Raw genomic sequence first — 19524 nt, 5'->3', positions numbered from 1 at the left:
AAAAATACGGTGTTAAATTATGCGAGCAGAAATAGAAACATTAGTTGATGAGATCCAGAAGGCAATTCAATTGCTAAGGGGGCATCTTTGACTGGGATCAATCACTAAAGCGTCTCGAATATCTTAATCAAAAAGCGGAAGATCCATCATTATGGAATGATGCGCAACGAGCACAGGATATGATGCGTGAGCGTCAACGTCTTGATGATTCAATCAATGGTCTTGTATCATTTACAAAAACACTTGAAGAATGCATTGAGCTTATCGCAATGGGCGAAGAAGAAAGTGATGTTGAAATTATCGCTGATGCAGAAAATTCAATACGCAATCTTAAAAGAGAGATCGATAAGAGACAAATTGATGTGCTTCTTTCAGGAGAGGCTGATCCCAATGATACCTATTTAGAAGTTCATGCTGGGGCGGGGGGAACAGAAAGTCAAGATTGGGCTTCTATGCTCTTACGCATGTATATGCGCTGGGCTGAACAGCATGAAATGAAGGTTGAGGTTTTAGAAATTCATGATGGAGAAGAAGCAGGAATAAAGTCAGCGACGATTCTTGTAAAAGGGCATAATGCTTATGGATTGTTAAAAACAGAATCAGGCGTTCATCGCTTGGTACGAATTTCCCCATTTGATTCAAATGCAAAGCGCCATACTTCTTTTGCAAGCATTTGGGTTTATCCGGTTATTGATGACAATATTGAAGTTGATGTTTCTGAAGCAGATGTGCGTATTGATACCTATCGTGCATCGGGAGCAGGAGGACAACATGTGAATACGACAGATTCTGCTGTTCGCATTACACATATAAAAACGGGGATTGTTGTTCAGTGTCAAACTGAGCGTTCTCAGCATAAAAACCGCGCTACGGCTTGGTCGATGTTACGTGCCCGTCTTTATGAAGAAGAGCTCAAAAAAAGAGAAGCAGAAACCAATGCTGTTGAATCTTCTAAAACAGAAATCGGATGGGGACATCAAATTAGATCTTATGTTCTTCAACCTTATCAACTCGTAAAAGACTTACGTACAGGGGTTGAAAATACTGATCCACAATCCGTCCTTAATGGGAACTTAGACGCATTTATAGAGGCCGCACTTTCTCAACGTATTTATGGAAAAGACAAAGAAGTTGAGGATATTCGTTAATGATATATTCCTCCTTCAAATCGTGCCAAATTTATTTCTTAAACTATTCGTTTTATTGATGTTGTTCTGTGCCGATAGTCCTTGATATGTGAAAGGTTTAAAGAAATATTTTTTATTCTTTTTTTTCAATAATTTCTTCTCATAAGCCATCCTGCTTATGACGAGCACAAGTGATCTTTTTAATTAATTCAAGATAAGAAGGAACTGAAATGAGAAAAGTTTATGATATTGTGAAGATTAATCTTAGTGGTAAATAATTAGTTATCCTTATAAACCAACATATTATAAAATTGAATCCCTTGAAAACATAAAATCAACTGGGGAGGAAATCTATTTCTATTTAAAGTATAATATACCCCTAGTTTATATGCTATCATGACGTTGTAAAAGCGTTGCAGCAGCTAAAACATTTTCAGCGTGTCCAGATACACTTACTTTGCGCCATTCTTCTGCAATTTTTCCATTCGCATCAATTAAAAAAGTGCTTCGTTCGACACCCATATATTTGCGTCCATACATGCTTTTTTCCACCCAAACACCATATGCTTCAAGGGTTGTTTTTTCTTCATCAGAAACCAAAATGACATCAAGTCCGTGTTTTAATTTAAATTTATCGTGTTTTTTTACATTATCTGGAGAGATTCCAATAACAGCAACACCGATTTCATCAAATTGCGTCTTTAATTGTGTGAAATCAAGAGCCTCGCTTGTGCATCCACTCGTATCATCTTTGGGATAAAAATATAAAATAACAGGTTTGCCTCTAAAGTCAGAAAGACAGATTGTCTCTCCTCCATCGCGTGGCAAATTAAAATCAGGAGCAAGAGTACCTTTCATTGATTTTGTCATTTTTTTATCTTTCTTTTTAAGTGAAAAGATCACTTACCAGCATACAGAGAAGGAATAAAGTTGCAACTCTCTAGAATACACTTATTTCAAAGATTTTCCGCTATTATATAAAAATTATTCTGTCATAAAACCTAAAAAAATGAGTAAAGAAGGTGTAAGAAACATCACTATCTTGGATATAAAATCTATAAATGAACAAGACATTTATAGACTATAGAGGTTTAATCAATACATGTTTTTTCTTCCCAAAAGAAAGTTTAATGACTCCTTCTGTTGAGACATCTTTTTCAAGAATAAGGTGTGTTTCATCCTTTATTGTTTGATCATTAACACGTATCCCTCCACCTTGAATATGACGACGTGCTTCACTGTTTGATTTTGCAAGTCCTGCTTTTACTAAAAGGGAGAGCAATCCAGTACCCGTTTTCAATTCTATTGCATTCATTTCAACCGTTGGAAGATTTTCTCCAAGTGTTTTTTCTTCAAATGTTTTGCGGGCAGTTTCTGCAGCTGCATCGGCAAGAGCACGCCCATGCAACATTGCTGTAATTTCTGTTGCAAGAACTTTTTTTGCTTCGTTAATTTCAGTTCCTTGTAATAGAGAAAGTTTAAGAATCTCATCCATTGGTAATGTGGTATAGAGCTTTAGAAATCGTGTTACATCAGCGTCTTCTGTATTGCGCCAATATTGCCAAAATTGATAAGGTGAAAGCATATCGGCATTAAGCCATACCGCGCCATTCAATGATTTACCCATTTTTGCACCGGAAGAGGTTGTCAGCAATGGTGATGTTAATGCATATAATTGCGGTGTTCCTAAACGATGCCCTAATTCGATTCCGTTAATAATGTTGCCCCATTGATCAGAGCCCCCCATTTGCATACGCAAGCCATAACGTTTATAAAGTTCAACAAAATCATAAGCTTGCAGAATCATATAATTAAACTCTAAGAAGGACAAAGAGTGTTCACGCTCAAGTCTCAATCTGACAGAATCAAATGATAACATACGGTTGACAGAAAAATGTTTTCCAATATCACGCAAAAATTCTAAGTAGTTTAAATTGCACAACCATTCAGCATTATTTACAATACAAGCATCAGTTTCTCGATCACCGAATGTCAAATAGTTAGCAAATACTTTTTTAATACCATCAATATTTGCCGCAATATCATCTTGTGTGAGAAGGCGTCGTGCTTCATCTTTAAAAGAAGGATCACCGATCAATCCTGTCCCTCCACCCATCAGAGCAATGGGGCGATGACCTGTTTTTTGTAACCAATAAAGCATCATAATCTGAAGAAGACTTCCAGCATGTAAGCTTGATGCTGTTGGATCAAATCCAGTATAAGCGCTTACAGTTTCCTTTAAAAAAAGATCATCTAAACCTTTTTCATCCGAAATTTGGTGGATAAAACCACGTTCACTCATAATATGTAAAAAATCAGATTTAAAGGCAAACACAGAGTCAATTTCCTAATTTTAAGAGGGCATTTCTTTTATTTATATAATAGATGATTATATAATGGATCATTAATGCCTTATCTACTATAAATGACACACATAGCACAAGAAAACCAGACATATTGATCATGAAGATAATTATACGGGTATTATTCTCTTTTTATGCTAAAAAATATACTTTTTTACTCTTATCTCTATCTTAAAATAAAATTTAGAAAAATCGCAAATACAATCTGAAAAGAAATTACCTCATTATGATTAGAAATGATCTTTGCTGATTTTTTATAAATTTTTCATGTTTTCTTAAGTGAGTGAAAGTATTTCAGGAGGAGGAGCGAGAAGTTCATTGGTGATATGGCTATCCAAATAATGGGCACATCGTTCGATAAGTTCTTCATGATGTCCACTAAAAAAGTGATTAGCCCCTTCCAGTATTTCTTGTGTGATGATGATCCCTTTTTGTGTTTTCAATTTATCGACAAGCAGTTGAACATCTTTTGGGGGGGCTACTTTATCGATACTACCATGAATGATAAGCCCAGAGGAGGGACAAGGTGCAAGAAATGAAAAGTCATAAACATTAGGCTGAGGGGCAACAGAGATAAATCCTTCAATTTCTGGTCGGCGCATTAAGAGCTGCATACCAATCCATGCTCCAAATGAATAGCCCGCTACCCAGCAATTTTTAGAGTCTGGATGTTGTGTTTGCACCCAATCAAGAGCCGCCGCAGCATCTGAAAGTTCTCCTATTCCATAGTCAAATTCCCCTTGACTGCGACCGATACCACGAAAATTAAACCGTAAAGTTGTAAAGCCACGCTGTTGAAACATATAAAAGAGATCATAGACAATTTTATGATTCATCGTTCCGCCAAATTGGGGATGAGGATGCAAAATAATCGCAATGGGCGCATTTTTTTGTTGTGAAGGTTGATAACGCCCTTCGAGCCGACCCGCGGGACCGTTAAAAATAATTTCTGGCATAAAATGCTCCTTAAATGCTATAAAAGCCTCTCATTGACCTAGTCGACTTTTACCATAGAATCTCTTAAATAATCATTAGATATTCTTTTTTAAGGGCACTTTTCAAGAAAATTGCGCTATTTTTTTTAATCAATTCATAAGATTAATGATTGCGATGTAAAATGGTTATTAAACGCCGATATTTTGATCATAACGCAACAACACCGCTCAAAAAAATGGCGCGGATGGCGTTACTGGAATCTTTAGAGATATTTGGTAATCCATCATCCATTCATAAGGAGGGGCGTGCTGCTAAAACTTTATTGCAAAAGGCGCGTCGACAAATCGCTGAAAATCTTAAAACAGATCCAGATAACGTTGTCTTTACCTCTGGAGCGAGTGAAGCAGCAATGACTCTGTTAACACCCTTTTACACGATGGGGAATGCAAAGGTTCAATTTTCTCATCTTTACCTTGGAGCGACGGAACATCCCTCTGTTGCAGAGGGAGGGCGTTTTTCTAGAGAATTGATAAGTGTCATTGCTGTTGATCAAGATGGGCTTATTCAACAAGATAAATTAACATCACTCTTAAAGGCTCACGATAAGACAAAAGGTTTACCTCTTGTTGCTATTCAAGCTGCAAATAGTGAAACTGGTGTTATTCAACCGTTAAAAGAAATAGCTGCTATTGTTCGGGATTTAGGCGGCACTCTTATTGTTGATTTGACTCAATATATCGATAAAAACTTTGTTGATATTAATCAGCTAGGAGGAGACTTTTTTATACTGTCTGCACATAAAGTTGGCGGTCCTAAAGGAGTTGGTGCATTTGTTTCATGTGGCAATCTTCTCATGCCATATCCTCTTATTATCGGAGGAGGACAAGAAAAAGGCTTTCGTGGAGGAACAGAAGCATTGCCCCTTATTGCTGCTTTTGGAGCAGCAATGGCTGATTGTTTCACACAGGAAGAAATAAAACAGTTAATATATTTACGTGATAAATTAGAAGATGGACTGCAAAAAATAAGTCAAAATATTGAAATATTTGGCAAAAGAGTTCAACGTTTGCCAAATACAACTTACTTTAGCGTACAAAATATAAAAGCTGAAACAATGCAAATTGCTTTTGATTTAGAAGGTTTTTCTGTATCGGCTGGTTCTGCTTGTTCTTCAGGAAAAGTAAAACAAAGCAAAGTTTTGGAAGCCATGGGGTATCATGTTCCAAATGGTGCTATTCGCATTTCGATAGGACGAGATACAACCTCTGAAGATATTGATGATTTTCTATCGTTTTTTTCTCAAATGATAAACAAGAAAAAAGGATAGAATTCATCATGAGAAAATTAGAATTATTTTAAAAATAAAATAACTTTGATTGAAATTTTCGCACTTTGCCTATAGCCTAGGAAATAACGTGCTTAACTTTAATCTTGTAAAAACAAGACTGTTAGTTACCGGTTTTTGATGCCAAAAAATGGAGAAGACTTATGCCGGCAGTACAAGAAACGATACGCCAAGTCCGTGAGATAGATGTTGACCAATATAAATATGGCTTTGAAACGAAAATTAAAACGGATAAAGCGCCGAAAGGTTTGAATGAAGATATTATCAGATTTATTTCTGCTAAAAAAAATGAGCCTGAATGGATGCTAACATGGCGCTTACAAGCTTACCGTCGTTGGCTAACAATGCAAGAACCACAGTGGGCGCGTCTTGAGTATCCTAAAATTGATTTTCAGGAACTTTATTATTATGCTGCCCCTAAAAATCATACAGGACCAAAATCTTTGGATGAAGTGGATCCTGAGTTATTAGCAACGTACGAAAAACTTGGCATTCCCCTTAAAGAACAAGAGATTTTGGCAGGGGTAAGAAAACAGTCTGATCCCTCTACGTTTGATGACAGTGTGTCTGTATCGGGGCAGGTGGCTGTTGATGCGGTCTTTGATTCTGTTTCTGTTGTGACAACATTTAAAAAAGAACTGGCACGTGCTGGTGTAATTTTTTGCTCTATTTCAGAGGCAATTACTGAACATTCTGAGCTTATTAAAGAATATTTGGGAACTGTTGTCCCTGTGGGGGATAATTATTATGCGGCCTTAAATGCAGCGGTCTTTACAGATGGCTCATTTGTTTATATTCCCAAAGGGGTTCGTTGTCCTATGGAGCTTTCAACCTATTTTAGGATTAATGAACGCAATACAGGGCAATTTGAGCGAACATTGATTATTGCCGCGGAAGATTCCTATGTTTCTTATCTTGAAGGGTGTACAGCTCCCCAGCGTGATGAAAATCAACTTCATGCTGCTGTTGTTGAGCTTATTGCCCTTGAAAATGCAGAGATTAAATATTCTACAGTACAAAATTGGTACCCTGGCGATAAAGATGGAAAGGGCGGTATTTATAATTTTGTGACGAAGCGCGGAGATTGTCGAGGTGATAACTCTAAAATTTCATGGACACAAGTTGAGACCGGTTCTGCGATTACTTGGAAATATCCATCCTGCTTACTCCGTGGTGATAATGCGCGTGGGGAATTTTATTCCATTGCTGTTGCAAACGGTCACCAACAAATTGATTCCGGTACAAAAATGATTCATTTAGGAAAAAATACTTCTAGCCGTATTATTTCCAAAGGCATTTCTGCTGGTTTTTCAAATAACACTTATCGAGGACAGGTCACAGCATATCGAAAAGCGCAAAATGCACGTAATTTTACGCAATGTGATAGTTTATTAATCGGAAATGATTGTGGGGCACATACAGTTCCTTATATTGAAGCAAAAAATGCAACAGCTCAGTTTGAACATGAAGCCACAACATCAAAAATTTCTGATGACCAACTTTTTTATGTTATGCAAAGAGGAATTCCCGAAGAAGAAGCTATCGCATTAATTGTCAATGGTTTTGTAAAAGAAGTTATTCAAAAGCTTCCCATGGAATTTGCTGTTGAAGCACAAAAGCTTATTGGCATTAGCCTTGAAGGAAGTGTTGGATAATTTTATTTAATAAGATAAATCGAAGACTTAATACAAATAAGACTGTAACAGTAGAAAATAATGTAAAAAAATAACTTCTATGGTGATTACAAAAGGAGCTAGATGCTACGGCAAAATATATGCATTGGTATCTGAAAAAACAGCCAGAACAGGATTAAATGATGTTAGAGATAAAAAATTTGCGCGCCCGTATTGCTGGGACCGATACAGAAGTTATTCGTGGTTTAAACTTGACGGTTCAAGATGGAGAAGTTGCCGCTATCATGGGACAAAATGGTGCTGGAAAATCAACTTTGTCTTATTTGCTTGCTGGTCGTGATGATTATGAAATAACAGAAGGTGATATTCTCTATAATGGACAATCACTTTTAGAAATGGATCCAGCAGAACGTGCTGCATATGGTATTTTTCTTGCATTTCAATATCCAATGGAAATACCAGGGGTGGCAACGATGGAATTTTTAAAAGTTGCGATGAATTCTCAACGCAAGGCGCGTGGTGATGAAGAGCTGAAAATTCCTGAATTTATAAAATATGTTAAAGAGGTATCAGCCAAGCTTGAAATAGATATGGACATGCTCAAACGTCCATTAAATGTAGGTTTTTCAGGAGGAGAAAAAAAACGTGCTGAAATTTTACAAATGGCACTTCTGGAACCTAAACTTTGCATTTTAGATGAAACGGATTCTGGTTTAGATATTGATGCACTCAAAATTGTTGCAGATGGTGTTAATAAACTTCGGGACTCAAAACGTTCATTTTTGGTGATTACCCATTATCAACGGCTGCTTAATTATATTATTCCTGATACGGTACATGTTCTTTATAAAGGACGAATTATCAAAAGCGGAGATAAATCCTTAGCGCTTTATTTAGAGCAAAATGGGTATGCTGATCTTATTAGGGAAGCGGTTTGAGGGTATTGAATATGAAGCTACAGCAAAACTTGTTAGCGGTTGAAGAAGATATACTCAAGAGTTTCAATCAGTCTATCAATAACTTACCGGGTGATAAAGCTGTGCGGGCAATCCGCAAGAAAGCTATTGAGCAGTTTCAAACGACGCGTCTTCCTTCCCGTAAAATCGAAAATTGGCATTATACCAATCTGCGCACGTTGCTGAAGTCTGTGAGCAATTTTTCAAAAGTTCAAGACAATCCATTGGTTGATCCATTGCTTGCAAAAAGTACTGTTTTTTCGATCAACAATGGAAAAACATCGACACAATCAAAAAAGCTAGACAGTATTACAATAAAACGCCTTTCAGATGCATTAGAAGACAATTCTATAAAGATAGATCAAAACATTTCTGATGAAGATTTTATTGGACAGTTAAATACAGCTTTCGTTACGGATGGTTGGCTTTTTCACATTCCTGAAAATACAAAGTTAAATATACCTATCGAATTACAAAATATACAAATGGGAGGACAATCCCATACTTTTTCAGACATAAAAGTTGATAAAAATAGTCAAGTTATGTTTGTTGAACATCAGATTGGCAATGATCAAGATACCTTTGTCAGTTCAATATTTTCATTAAATATTGCCACTAAGAGTGATGTTACATGGATTCTTATTCGCAACCGTGGTTTTAATTCTACACAGTTTGGCCGATTGCGTGCTGTTCTTGCTCAAGGAGCGAAGTTATCACTTTATGTCATTAATATAGGGAGTCAACTCAATCGTCAGGAAGTCGATATTGAGTTACAGGGAGAAGAATCTGATTTTCAATTACGCGTTATAAATTTATTATCAGGACAAACCCATAGTGATCTTACAATGACCGTTCGTCACGTGGAAGAAAAGTCGACATCAACCGAAATTATACGCAATGTGGTTACAGATAAGGCAGTGGGTGTTTTTCAAGGGATAATACGGGTTGCTCAAAAAGCGCAAAAAACAGATGCACGCATGGCTTGTAATAGTCTTATCCTTTCAGATGATGCAGAATTTAATGCAAAGCCTGAATTGGAGATTTTTGCTGATGATGTTGCCTGTGGTCATGGTGCAACAGTTGCGAATATTAATCACGATTATCTTTTCTATCTCATGGCGCGCGGTATTCCATTTAAAACGGCTCGTGCTCTTTTAATTAAAGGATTTATTGCTGAGCTCATTGATGACATTACGCAAGATAATATCCAGACTGTTTTGGAGAATATTATTGGTCAATGGCTTGAAAAAAATGTTTAAGAGAGAAAAAATGGAAAATGACATACAAACATCCAAGTATAATGTCGACGAAATTCGACGTGATTTTCCTCTTTTGCATCATAAAGTTTATGGAAAGCGATTAGCATATCTTGATAGTGGTGCTTCTGCTCAAAAGCCACAATCAGTACTCAATACAATGAATAATTATTATCACCATAGTTATGCTAATGTCCATAGGGGAATGTATTTTTTAGCCAATACAGCAACACAATCTTATGAAAATGCTCGTGAGACTGTTCGTATTTTTCTAAATGCTCAAAAAGCTGAGGAAATTGTTTTTACGAAAAATGCAACGGAAGCTATTAATACCGTTGCTTATGGTTGGGCTATGTCCAGACTCAAGGAAGGTGATGAGATTGTTCTAACGATCATGGAGCATCATGCAAATATTATCCCTTGGCATTTCCTGCGTGAACAAAAAGGGATTAAACTTATTTTTGTTCCTGTTGATGAAAATGGTATTCTGCATATTGAAGATTTTCAAAAGGCTTTAAGCGAAAAAACACGGCTTGTCGCTATAACGCATATGTCTAATATATTAGGCACTGTGCCTCCTGTTAAAGAGATGATTAAGCAAGCACATCAAAATTCTATTCCCGTTCTTATTGATGGTTCTCAAGGAGCAATACATTTAACCGTTGATGTACAAGATCTCGATTGTGATTGGTATGTCTTTACAGGACATAAGCTTTATGGTCCCACTGGTATTGGTGTTCTTTATGGTAAAGAACACCGGTTAGAGGAAATGCGTCCTTTTCAAGGGGGAGGTGAAATGATCGAGGAGGTAACAACCGATAAGGTTCTTTATAATGCTCCTCCTTATCGTTTTGAAGCAGGAACGCCTCCTATCGTTGAAGCTATTGGATTAGCTGCGGCTATTGATTATATACAAGAAAAAGGTCTCAGTACAATTCATGACCATGAAATGTCCCTTTCAGCTTATGCGCATGAAAAACTTAAAACGGTTGAGTCATTGCGCATTTATGGTCATTCTCCTAATAAAGGAGCTATTATATCATTTGCAATTGAAGGTATTCACGCTCATGATATTGCTATGTTTATTGATAGAAAAGGGGTTGCAATACGCGCAGGAACCCATTGTGCACAGCCTTTATTACAGCGCTTTGGTCTAACATCTATTTGTCGTGCATCGTTGGCTATGTATAATACTCAAGAAGATGTAGATCAATTAGTCGAAGCATTGAAAGAAACAAGGACATTTTTTAATGGGTGAGTTAATAGAAGAGCGTCATTCTAAAGAATCTGTTGAAACTGTAGACGAAAATGAAAAGTCTTACATATCAGCAATTCCAGCAGACGAAATTGATCGTATGACGAATGATATTATTGCTGCTCTTAAAACAGTTTATGATCCAGAGATTCCTGCTGATATTTATGAGCTAGGACTGATTTATCGTATTGATATTGAAGATGATCGTTCAGTAAAAATTGAAATGACTCTTACGGCGCCAGGCTGTCCTGTTGCTGGTGAAATGCCAGGATGGGTAGAAAATGCTGTCAGTGCTGTTGAAGGGGTTTCGCATGTTGAAGTCACGATGACTTTTGATCCACCATGGACACCTGAGTGTATGTCAGAAGAAGCGCAAATTGCTGTGGGATGGTACTAACAATACTGTTTGCAAATACATCGTTTTTTACAAACAGTTGGATTTAAAAATGATCACATGCATTATAATAAACAAAAATTAGAACTTACCTGGATTGGAAAAGAAGAACGTCCCAAACTAGAACCTCATGTCTTATTAGAAGATCTTGAAAAATCTTACCATGCTTCGCATCAGATATCATCGCAGGATATTTTTGATAATAAACTTATTTTTGGTGATAATTTGCTCGCACTCAAAGCACTTGAACAAGAATATACGGGCAAGGTAAAATGTATCTATATCGATCCACCTTATAATACAGGCAATGCCTTTGAACATTATGAAGATGGTTTGGAACACTCCATATGGCTTAGTCTTATGAGAGACAGGTTAGAATTGTTATATCATTTGCTTGCAGATGATGGAAGTATCTGGATATCAATTGATGATGATGAACAAGCCTATCTTAAAGTCATGATGGATAAAATTTTTGGTCGCCAAAATTTTATCAACAATATTATTTGGCAAAAGAAATATGCTCCACAAAATGATACAAAATGGTTTTCTGATAACCATGATTTTATAATGGTTTATGCCAAAGATAAAACGATTTGGCGTCCTCACTTGCTTCCTCGTTCAAGCACTATGGATGCACGCTATAAAAATCCTGATAATGATCCGCGTGGTCCTTGGAAATCTGGAGACTTATCCGTAAAAAGGGTGACGCTTAAGGATGTTTATGAAATCATCACACCTTCTGGACGAAAAGTTATGCCTCCTCATGGTAGAAGTTGGGCTATGAGTGAAAAAAAATTCTCTGAATTATTAGAAGATAATCGTATTTGGTTTGGTCCAACAGGAAGCAATGTTCCTTCTTTGAAGCGTTTTTTATCAGAAGTAAAAAATGGTATGGTTTCAATGACGATTTGGCCCTATACGGAAGTAGGGCACAATCAAGATGCAAAAAGAGAAGTCAAAGCCTTTAATTCTGATGATGTCTTTACAACTCCCAAACCTGAGCGTTTAATAGAACGCATCATTCAACTTGCAACGAATCCCGGTGATCTTATCCTGGATTCTTTTGCGGGTTCCGGCACGACTGGAGCTGTTGCTCATAAAATGGGCCGCAGGTGGATTATGGTTGAACTTGGTGAACATTGTCATACCCATATTATCCCTCGTTTAAAACAAGTGATTGATGGAACTGATCAAGGGGGAATTTCTAAAAGTGTCAATTGGCAAGGTGGCGGTGGATTTCGTTATTATCGCCTTGCACCTTCTCTGTTGCAAAAAGATCCATGGGGACAATGGGTTATTCGTCGTGAATATAATGCAGCAATGCTGTCAGAAGCGATGTGTAAACATATGGGGTTTACCTATGCGCCAGATGAAAATTATTATTGGATGCAAGGATATTCAACGGAAACAGATTATATTTATGTTACAACAAGTGCTATGACTCATGAACAACTGCGTATTATAAGCGAAGAGGTGGGGTCTCATCGCACGTTGCTGATTTGTTGTACAGCTTTTGATACAAAATCAGCCTCCTTTGAGAATCTTACACTGACCAAAATTCCTCGTGCAGTATTAGAAAAATGCGAATGGGGAAGGGATGATTACAGTTTAAATATCGCCAATCTTGAACCAATGGTTGACGTTAAAAAAAGTAACAAAGATAAAGATAATGCGCAAGCAGAATTAGATCTATTTGGATAATATATAAAAAGCGGAGTTTTTCATGAACACTGTTGAAAAAAGGATTTCTGCTCGCCTATCGTTGCGCGATCCTCAACGTGAATCTTTAAATATTTTGGTGAACATCTTAGAAAATATAGAGCTTTCTAAAAGTGCTGATTTGATTGCAGAATTAGAATCGGTAAAAAATCTCTATCCTTCTGTACAAGACTTTGAACGAAACTTTCCTTCTTTTTGTTTTGCCTTAGCAACGGGTGTTGGGAAAACACGACTTATGGGCGCTTTTATCAGTTATCTTTATTTAACTGGACGTAGTCGTCACTTTTTTGTTTTAGCGCCAAATTTGACTATTTATGAAAAATTAAAACAGGATTTTAGCCCCCAAAGTTCAAAATATGTTTTCAGTGGAATGAGTGAGTTTATTGCCAATAGACCAGTCATTATTACAGGTGAAGATTATGAAAGTGGTAAAGGTATTCGCGCTGATGAACACCACTTTCACAGACAAAAGCGTTTGTTTGAAAATAGGGATACAGCCTTTATCAATATTTTTAATATTTCTAAAATTAATACAATGGATAATAAAAAAGGTGCACTAAAATCTAGTATTCCGCGGATTAAACGCTTACAAGAGACGATTGGTGAAAGTTATTTTGATTATCTCGCAAATCTTCCTGATTTAGTTTTGTTAATGGACGAAGCACATCGTTATCGTGCTTCTGCTGGTGCGGCGGCAATTAATGAGTTAAAACCTATATTAGGAATAGAGCTTACAGCAACACCGAAAACAATAGGTGCAAAACCTGTAGATTTTAAAAATGTTGTTTACAGTTATTCACTTGCAGAGGCTATGAGGGATGGTTTTGTAAAAGAGCCTGCTGTTGCTACACGTAAAGACTTTCAACCGCAAAATTATACATCTGAGCAGTTAGAACATATTAAATTACAAGATGCAATTCTTGCACACGAAAACGTGAAAGCAGATTTAATCGCTTATGCCAAAGATTATAACAAAAAGTTCGTTAAGCCTTTTATTTTAGTTGTTGCTCAAGATACAAATCATGCACAGAGATTGCGTGATTTATTGGAGTCAGATGATTTTTTTGCAGGGGCTTATAAGGGAAAAGTTTTAGAGATTCATACAAAGCAGTCAAATATAGAAGAAGATCAAAATATTCAAAAGCTTATTGCGATTGAAGATCCTCATGAATCAACAGAAATTGTTATTCACGTTAATAAATTAAAGGAGGGGTGGGATGTTACCAATCTCTATACGATTGTACCGTTGCGTGCATCGGCTTCAGAAATTTTAACAGAGCAAACAATTGGGCGTGGATTGCGTTTGCCTTATGGATGTAGGACGGGTATAGAATCTATTGATCGTTTAACAATCATTGCACATGATCGTTTTCAGGATATTATTGATCGTGCAAACGATCCAAACTCAATTATAAAAAAGCATATTGAGATTGGAACAGGAGGTGATATATCCTCTGAAAAGTCGGATATAGTGACGGTTCCAAGTCAAGCAGAATCTTTATTTATAAAAACGATAGTAACACGTAATTCCGATATAAATGGAACATTTGATTTACAAGGTATCATGTTGCCTAATACGGATATACGGATTCACTCACATTAACGTCTGAAGAACAAGAAATTGCTGCCATTGCATGGGATATTATTAAAGAGAATGATAGTTTACCAAGTTCTCAAATGCTGTGTTCTGCACACATACAAGAAAAAATTAGTAATAAAATCATGAGTATTGCGCATTCATCACAAAATCCTCTTGTGTTAAAAGTGGTTACAATTTTGACAAAACAATTAGCAGAATTGATGATAGATATTCCCAATATTATCCTCATTCCTTCACGTGAGGTTACTTATGGTTTTTCTGATTTTGATTTGGAAAATCTAGAAAGCTTAAATTTGCAACCTGTTAGTAAAGAGCTTTTAATTCGAGAATTGCGTACCCACAAAAGCATTTTTCTTACTTCTAAGAATGAATATATCAAAGAGCCTCATCTTGAAAATTATATCATTCGTTGTTTAATTGATAATGATTTTATCGATTATGATAGCCATACGCTATTATTACGAAAATTAGCTGGTCAGATGGTAGAGCATTTCCGATCTTATTTACCTAATGACGCAGCCGTTGAGAACGTATTAATTCACTATCAGCATAAGCTGAGTGATTTTATTGTTGCACAATTGAGAGAGCATCAATGGGAAACGAAAAAAGATTATGAGATCAAAGTGACACGAAGTTTTACAACTTTAACACCTATCCATTATGTGTTGCCGCAAGGAACATCTCCTGTTGATTTTCGTAATATTCCCGCCATTAAAAGCGATATTAAAAAACTTGTATTCAGCGGCTTTAAAAAATGCTGTTATCCTTTGCAAAAGTTTGATTCAGTAGAAGGAGAATTACGATTTGCTCAGATATTAGAGGATGATTCACAAGTATTGAAATGGATGAAACCTGCTCGGGGCTTTTTCAAAATAGAATATGATAAAGGATCAACTTATGAACCGGACTTTGTTGTGGAAACGAAGGATGCCAAATATCTTTGTGAACCTAAAAAAGCCTCTGAAATACAAAGCTCTATTGTTTTAAAAAAGAGAGAAGCTGCAGTTCAATGGTGTTGTCATGCAACGCGCTATGCGGCTGCTTATGGTGGTAAAAAATGTTATTATGTTCTTATTCCCCATGATGCTATTAAAGCTAATAGTAGTTTTGAAGGTTTATGTGCAGAGTTTACTATTTCAGAATCTATACTTGAAAGCCCATAACTTTTCGCTTCAAAATAAAACACATAAGTTTTTTAATTGACGGATGTGAGGCTCGTCAAATATTTTTATTTTTTATGCACTATCGTATCATTAATTTAAAACTATTAGGGATTTCTTAAATAAGAAAGTTATTATTTTTTTCTAACACATTAAAATAAAATGAAAAATATATAGAAAAGTTATACAAGATTATGCTTTTTTCAAAAAAAATTAAACAGTTTGTTGTTTTTTCTTTTGGAACATCTGAATATAATGAAATATCCAGAGGATAAAAGCGGATTATTTTACATATGACTTTGAATTTAACAAATACTGTTTTTAATTTTTTAAAGAAAAACCCGACAAAAAAATTTACAGCTCGAGACATTGCTCAATGGATATTTGAAAATTACCCAGAAAAATGCCGACAAAAACAAAAGCGGTCAACGGCAACGGTCACTCCTCTTAAGAATGATACAGCTCTTATTCAGCAAATTGTCGCTGAAATAGGATCTCAGCGACCTCAGTTACAAAAGCGTTATCCAGAAATTAAGATCACTGAAGGACGACCACGGCAGTATTATTTTACAAGACAAACAGATAGCGCTGAAATTGATGCAGTAGAAGACAATACGAATTGTAGAAAAGAAGATGGTTCTGTTAAAGAGCATGACCTTTATCCGTTATTATCTAAATTTTTATGGTCAGAACTTGCAGTTTACAGCAAACGCATTAATGAGAAATGTTCTCATAATAAACATGGTTCGGGCGGGAACAAATGGCTTTATCCGGATCTCGTAGGAATACAAGATTTAAGTAAGGAATGGAATCGTGAAATCAAAGATTGCGTTTTGCAATATTTTGATAAAAAGACAAAGCTTTGGTCTTTTGAAGTTAAAGTTCTTATCAATCGTTCAAATTTACGAAAAGCATTTTTTCAAACGGTTAGCAATTCTTCATGGGCTAATTTTAGTTATTTAGTAGCTAGTGAAGTTGAAGGTGTTGATACATTAAAAGAGCTTCGAATGCTTTCAAGTTTGCATGGAATTGGATTTATAAGACTCAACAAGGAAAACGCTTCTGAAAGTGAGATCATAATTCCAGCGAAAGAACGGAGTGATATTGATTGGGATACTGCTAATAGATTAGTGGAGGAAAACAAAGACTTTCTTCATTATATCAAGCTCATTCGTCAATTTTATCAAACCGGTGAGATGCGTCCATCCGATTGGGATCATATGTATCCATGAGGGGTATTTAAAAAAAGACTCTATTTTTTAAGCTCCTTTGTTCAGAATGACAAAAAATTACTCTAACTATTTTATTTATTATATTTAGATAATATTATGATTCATAATGATAATTAGTCTTTTTTTACTTAAATTAGAGATTAAAATATTGTAGCATTCAATCGTTTCAAGACATCTTATATTGATAGTGAAACAATCAAAATTTTGTGTATGCATCAAGCGGAGGTGAGTAAAAATTCTGTTTTAAACCCGTTTTATTTTGTGTGCGGGGTGTGATTTCATTAGATACGAGATAATGATGATAATTTATTACAAATTTTCTATTGTAGAGAGTGAAAATAAAGTTTTTCTTTGTTTATATCAAGTATTTAAAAGATTGTTTTTTCATATTGAAGTCTTCTTTCGGAAAATTTATGTTGCTATTTCTTTATTTTTGTCTGCTATTCGTTTTGATTAGTTTTAACTGCTTTATCATATGCGTCAAAAATTCAAAAAGAAATATCAATTTTATCAAATATTCACATAGTTTACTTAATTTATTAAATTAAAATAGATAAAAAATAAATTTTTATCACGTCTTATATTATAATTAAAGAGAGTGCGCACTATCACAGTTTACTACAATATTTTCTTTATTTTTCAATAATGCCGCATGCCAAACGTGCACCACCTCCGCCAAGCGGTAATGGTTCATCTGATTGATTATCAGCTCCCAAATGAATTATTAGTGAGCGCCCCGTAATTTCAGAGATTTTTTTCAATCGTGGAGCAAGAACACTCATCGTAGCATTTCCTTGCTTATCAACATAAAGTGCTGGTAAATCACCAAGATGACCATTGACATTATAAGGCCCTAAATGTTTTCCGGTATGCTCAGGATCATAATGTCCGCCTGCGCTTCCACCAATTATGCCATCTTTTGTATCACATGAAGGATTTATATGTACATGAAAACCATGCATTCCTTCTGGTAAAGTAGATAAATGAGGGATAAAAATCAGACCGTATGTATTTTCTTCAATTTTAATGCTACCAATAGCCGTTTTAGAATTATTATTTTCTAGTTTATAAATGTTTACTTTTGTTGATAGTGCTAATGCAGAGTTTTTATACATTAAAAATGCTATAAAAACTAATAATAAAAATAATATTTTTTTCATAAAACACCTTTATACTTTAATTATAAACAAATTTTACTTATAAAAATAATTATTTTAATTTAAAGTTATTATTAATAAACTATATTATTAAATATAAATAAACATATTAAATTGAAATTTAAGAAAATAACTTTTATAGAAATATTAGTTCTTAAAAATAGGAATTAAATTAAAGTATATTTTAATATATTTTTGAACATAAAACTCGTTTTTTGATTTATAAAAAATGTAACTTTTATAAATGGATAATTATATCTCGCTTACATTTCTTCAAGAGATGCTCAAAAAAAATCTATTTTTTTAGGTGTAATAAGGAATTAATCAAGAAATTTTAATAACTTAGATACTATTTCATTTATAATATGATGATCTTTTCATAAAAAACAAAACATATAATTTGCTGATGATTTTCATGTTTTGTTCATAGAAAAAATGACGAGAACTTTCTATTCATTGTGAAATTTATAAAAGAAAGACCCATTATGATTCATATAAATTTCCCATAAAATACAGCATATACCGACACTTCCCCCCATTCCTGATCCTATCAGTGCTCCTATTATCATTCCGGAAAAAAGTGTTACTCCTATACCCATTGCGATAAGAGGACCAAATCCTGGAAGAGCAATATAACCATAAGTAGCAAGAGTTGCTGCGATTGCTCCTGATATGCTACCATTTAGACCGCCAATGAAAGCAAATTCTTTAATAGAATGACAGAGCTTTTTAAAAATTTTTTTCTTACAACGACGAACAGAAACGTTTCTGTAAGCTTTAAAATCAATCATCTCTTTTTCTTTCATTTTGAATGCTAATTGTTCCTGAATAGTCAACGGATACAAAAAAATAGGACTTTTTAAATTTTACTAATGCACGCCAGATGCCTTTATCATCTAAACGCAATCGTTTAATGTTCTCAAAACCATTTTGCATAAGACAATTTTTAACTTGTGAAGTAGTAAATGAATTCTGACCTATTTTAATGACATTTTGAGTAGAGCTATAGGTAAGAGTTTGGCAATAAGGAAGATGAAAAACTTCACTGATTGAAGTCGTGACGATCAATGAAACACATATAATAATCATAAAAAAAATATTTAATTTCAAAATGTTATTTAGTTTCATTTTGTCACTCTCTGTTGAAACAATACTTCATTAACTGTTGTATTACGAACAAGTTCCCAAGATGATTTTATTTTTAGTATTATACTTAACAAAAAATAGAAACTTATTGCTTAAATAACTTTATTTTTTTATTTATAATGAAAAATATAATTTAGAAAAATATATTCTATAATTAACTGAAGTATTATTCTTTTATTTATAAGTTTTATATTTCATATAAGCTTATAAGAAATATATATTATAGTTTTTAATTATTTCATAT

General features: G+C 34.8%; 15 protein-coding genes and 1 pseudogene. 10 read left to right on the top strand and 6 right to left on the bottom strand.

Going from position 1 to position 19524, the window contains the following annotated elements; translation table 11 throughout:
* Window positions 1-19 precede the first annotated feature (19 nt).
* Window positions 20-1148, top strand: a protein-coding gene (gene prfB, locus CER18_RS07900; RefSeq protein ID WP_100129475.1) for a peptide chain release factor 2 whose coding sequence is annotated in 2 segments (ribosomal slippage) — window positions 20-88 and window positions 90-1148 — 1128 coding nt in all. Because the reading frame shifts where the segments join, the coding sequence is not laid out codon by codon here.
* A 363-nt stretch (window positions 1149-1511) separates the two neighbouring features.
* Here prfB and CER18_RS07890 read toward each other — a convergent pair.
* From CER18_RS07890 to CER18_RS07880, 3 genes are all read right to left on the bottom strand, one after another.
* On the bottom strand, window positions 1512-1997 hold the full coding sequence (locus tag CER18_RS07890) for a peroxiredoxin (RefSeq protein ID WP_180299407.1): 486 nt from the start codon (window positions 1995-1997) through the stop codon (window positions 1512-1514).
* Window positions 1998-2208: 211 nt separating this feature from the next.
* Entirely contained in the window at window positions 2209-3462 is a 1254-nt protein-coding gene (gene tyrS, locus CER18_RS07885; protein WP_100129474.1) for a tyrosine--tRNA ligase, read from the bottom strand.
* A 303-nt stretch (window positions 3463-3765) separates the two neighbouring features.
* Window positions 3766-4446 (bottom strand): alpha/beta hydrolase, encoded by a 681-nt coding sequence (locus tag CER18_RS07880; RefSeq protein WP_100129473.1) that lies wholly within the window; start codon window positions 4444-4446, stop codon window positions 3766-3768.
* 161 nt (window positions 4447-4607) lie between these two features.
* On the opposite strand from CER18_RS07880, the gene CER18_RS07875 reads away from it, so the two are divergent.
* The 9 genes and pseudogenes from CER18_RS07875 to CER18_RS07835 all read left to right on the top strand — a co-directional run bounded on the left by CER18_RS07875 (window position 4608) and on the right by CER18_RS07835 (window position 16977).
* Window positions 4608-5753 carry a cysteine desulfurase family protein gene (locus tag CER18_RS07875; protein WP_100129472.1) on the top strand — a complete coding sequence of 382 codons (1146 nt, stop codon included), beginning with the start codon at window positions 4608-4610 and terminating at the stop codon, window positions 5751-5753.
* 161 nt (window positions 5754-5914) lie between these two features.
* Complete coding sequence (gene sufB / locus CER18_RS07870) at window positions 5915-7426, top strand: Fe-S cluster assembly protein SufB (RefSeq protein WP_100129471.1); 1512 nt, start codon at window positions 5915-5917, stop codon at window positions 7424-7426.
* Window positions 7427-7587: 161 nt separating this feature from the next.
* Entirely contained in the window at window positions 7588-8343 is a 756-nt protein-coding gene (gene sufC / locus CER18_RS07865; RefSeq protein WP_100129470.1) for a Fe-S cluster assembly ATPase SufC, read from the top strand.
* Between the two features lie 11 nt (window positions 8344-8354).
* Window positions 8355-9620, top strand: coding sequence for a Fe-S cluster assembly protein SufD (gene sufD / locus CER18_RS07860; RefSeq protein WP_100129469.1), 1266 nt, complete (start codon window positions 8355-8357; stop codon window positions 9618-9620).
* A 10-nt stretch (window positions 9621-9630) separates the two neighbouring features.
* Complete coding sequence (locus tag CER18_RS07855) at window positions 9631-10875, top strand: cysteine desulfurase (protein WP_100129481.1); 1245 nt, start codon at window positions 9631-9633, stop codon at window positions 10873-10875.
* Window positions 10868-11269, top strand: a complete 402-nt coding sequence (locus tag CER18_RS07850; RefSeq protein WP_100129468.1) for an SUF system Fe-S cluster assembly protein — start codon at window positions 10868-10870, stop codon at window positions 11267-11269. Before CER18_RS07855 ends, CER18_RS07850 begins: the two co-directional genes overlap by 8 nt.
* Before the next feature lie 57 nt (window positions 11270-11326).
* On the top strand, window positions 11327-12967 hold the full coding sequence (locus CER18_RS07845; protein ID WP_100129480.1) for a site-specific DNA-methyltransferase: 1641 nt from the start codon (window positions 11327-11329) through the stop codon (window positions 12965-12967).
* 22 nt (window positions 12968-12989) lie between these two features.
* A pseudogene (locus tag CER18_RS10800) lies at window positions 12990-15748 on the top strand (DEAD/DEAH box helicase).
* Window positions 15749-16038: 290 nt separating this feature from the next.
* Window positions 16039-16977, top strand: coding sequence for a COG2958 family protein (locus CER18_RS07835; RefSeq protein WP_100129467.1), 939 nt, complete (start codon window positions 16039-16041; stop codon window positions 16975-16977).
* A 632-nt stretch (window positions 16978-17609) separates the two neighbouring features.
* On the opposite strand, the gene sodC is transcribed toward CER18_RS07835, so the two are convergent.
* The 3 genes from sodC to CER18_RS07820 form a co-directional block, all read right to left on the bottom strand.
* Window positions 17610-18137 carry a superoxide dismutase family protein gene (gene sodC / locus CER18_RS07830; RefSeq protein ID WP_100129466.1) on the bottom strand — a complete coding sequence of 176 codons (528 nt, stop codon included), beginning with the start codon at window positions 18135-18137 and terminating at the stop codon, window positions 17610-17612.
* 446 nt (window positions 18138-18583) lie between these two features.
* Window positions 18584-18940, bottom strand: coding sequence for a hypothetical protein (locus CER18_RS07825; protein WP_100129465.1), 357 nt, complete (start codon window positions 18938-18940; stop codon window positions 18584-18586).
* A complete protein-coding gene (locus CER18_RS07820; RefSeq protein WP_100129464.1) occupies window positions 18918-19262 on the bottom strand; it encodes a hypothetical protein in 345 nt (114 codons plus the stop codon). Before CER18_RS07820 ends, CER18_RS07825 begins: the two co-directional genes overlap by 23 nt.
* Window positions 19263-19524 lie beyond the last annotated feature (262 nt).

The sequence above is a fragment of the Bartonella tribocorum genome (genome assembly GCF_002777915.1).
GTDB lineage: Bacteria > Pseudomonadota > Alphaproteobacteria > Rhizobiales > Rhizobiaceae > Bartonella > Bartonella tribocorum_A.
This window is presented reverse-complemented; position numbering and strand designations above follow the sequence as displayed.

Bases quoted from the DNA above. Each gene is read 5' to 3' on its own strand.
- CER18_RS07850 (WP_100129468.1), top strand. From the start codon at position 10,868: ATGGGTGAGTTAATAGAAGAGCGTCATTCTAAAGAATCTGTTGAAACT.
- CER18_RS07825 (WP_100129465.1), bottom strand. From the start codon at position 18,940: ATGAAAGAAAAAGAGATGATTGATTTTAAAGCTTACAGAAACGTTTCT.
- sufD (WP_100129469.1), top strand. From the start codon at position 8,355: ATGAAGCTACAGCAAAACTTGTTAGCGGTTGAAGAAGATATACTCAAG.
- CER18_RS07880 (WP_100129473.1), bottom strand. From the start codon at position 4,446: ATGCCAGAAATTATTTTTAACGGTCCCGCGGGTCGGCTCGAAGGGCGT.
- CER18_RS07890 (WP_180299407.1), bottom strand. From the start codon at position 1,997: ATGACAAAATCAATGAAAGGTACTCTTGCTCCTGATTTTAATTTGCCA.
- CER18_RS07855 (WP_100129481.1), top strand. From the start codon at position 9,631: ATGGAAAATGACATACAAACATCCAAGTATAATGTCGACGAAATTCGA.
- CER18_RS07835 (WP_100129467.1), top strand. From the start codon at position 16,039: ATGACTTTGAATTTAACAAATACTGTTTTTAATTTTTTAAAGAAAAAC.
- sufC (WP_100129470.1), top strand. From the start codon at position 7,588: ATGTTAGAGATAAAAAATTTGCGCGCCCGTATTGCTGGGACCGATACA.
- CER18_RS07845 (WP_100129480.1), top strand. From the start codon at position 11,327: ATGCATTATAATAAACAAAAATTAGAACTTACCTGGATTGGAAAAGAA.
- sodC (WP_100129466.1), bottom strand. From the start codon at position 18,137: ATGAAAAAAATATTATTTTTATTATTAGTTTTTATAGCATTTTTAATG.
- CER18_RS07875 (WP_100129472.1), top strand. From the start codon at position 4,608: ATGGTTATTAAACGCCGATATTTTGATCATAACGCAACAACACCGCTC.
- sufB (WP_100129471.1), top strand. From the start codon at position 5,915: ATGCCGGCAGTACAAGAAACGATACGCCAAGTCCGTGAGATAGATGTT.
- CER18_RS07820 (WP_100129464.1), bottom strand. From the start codon at position 19,262: ATGAAACTAAATAACATTTTGAAATTAAATATTTTTTTTATGATTATT.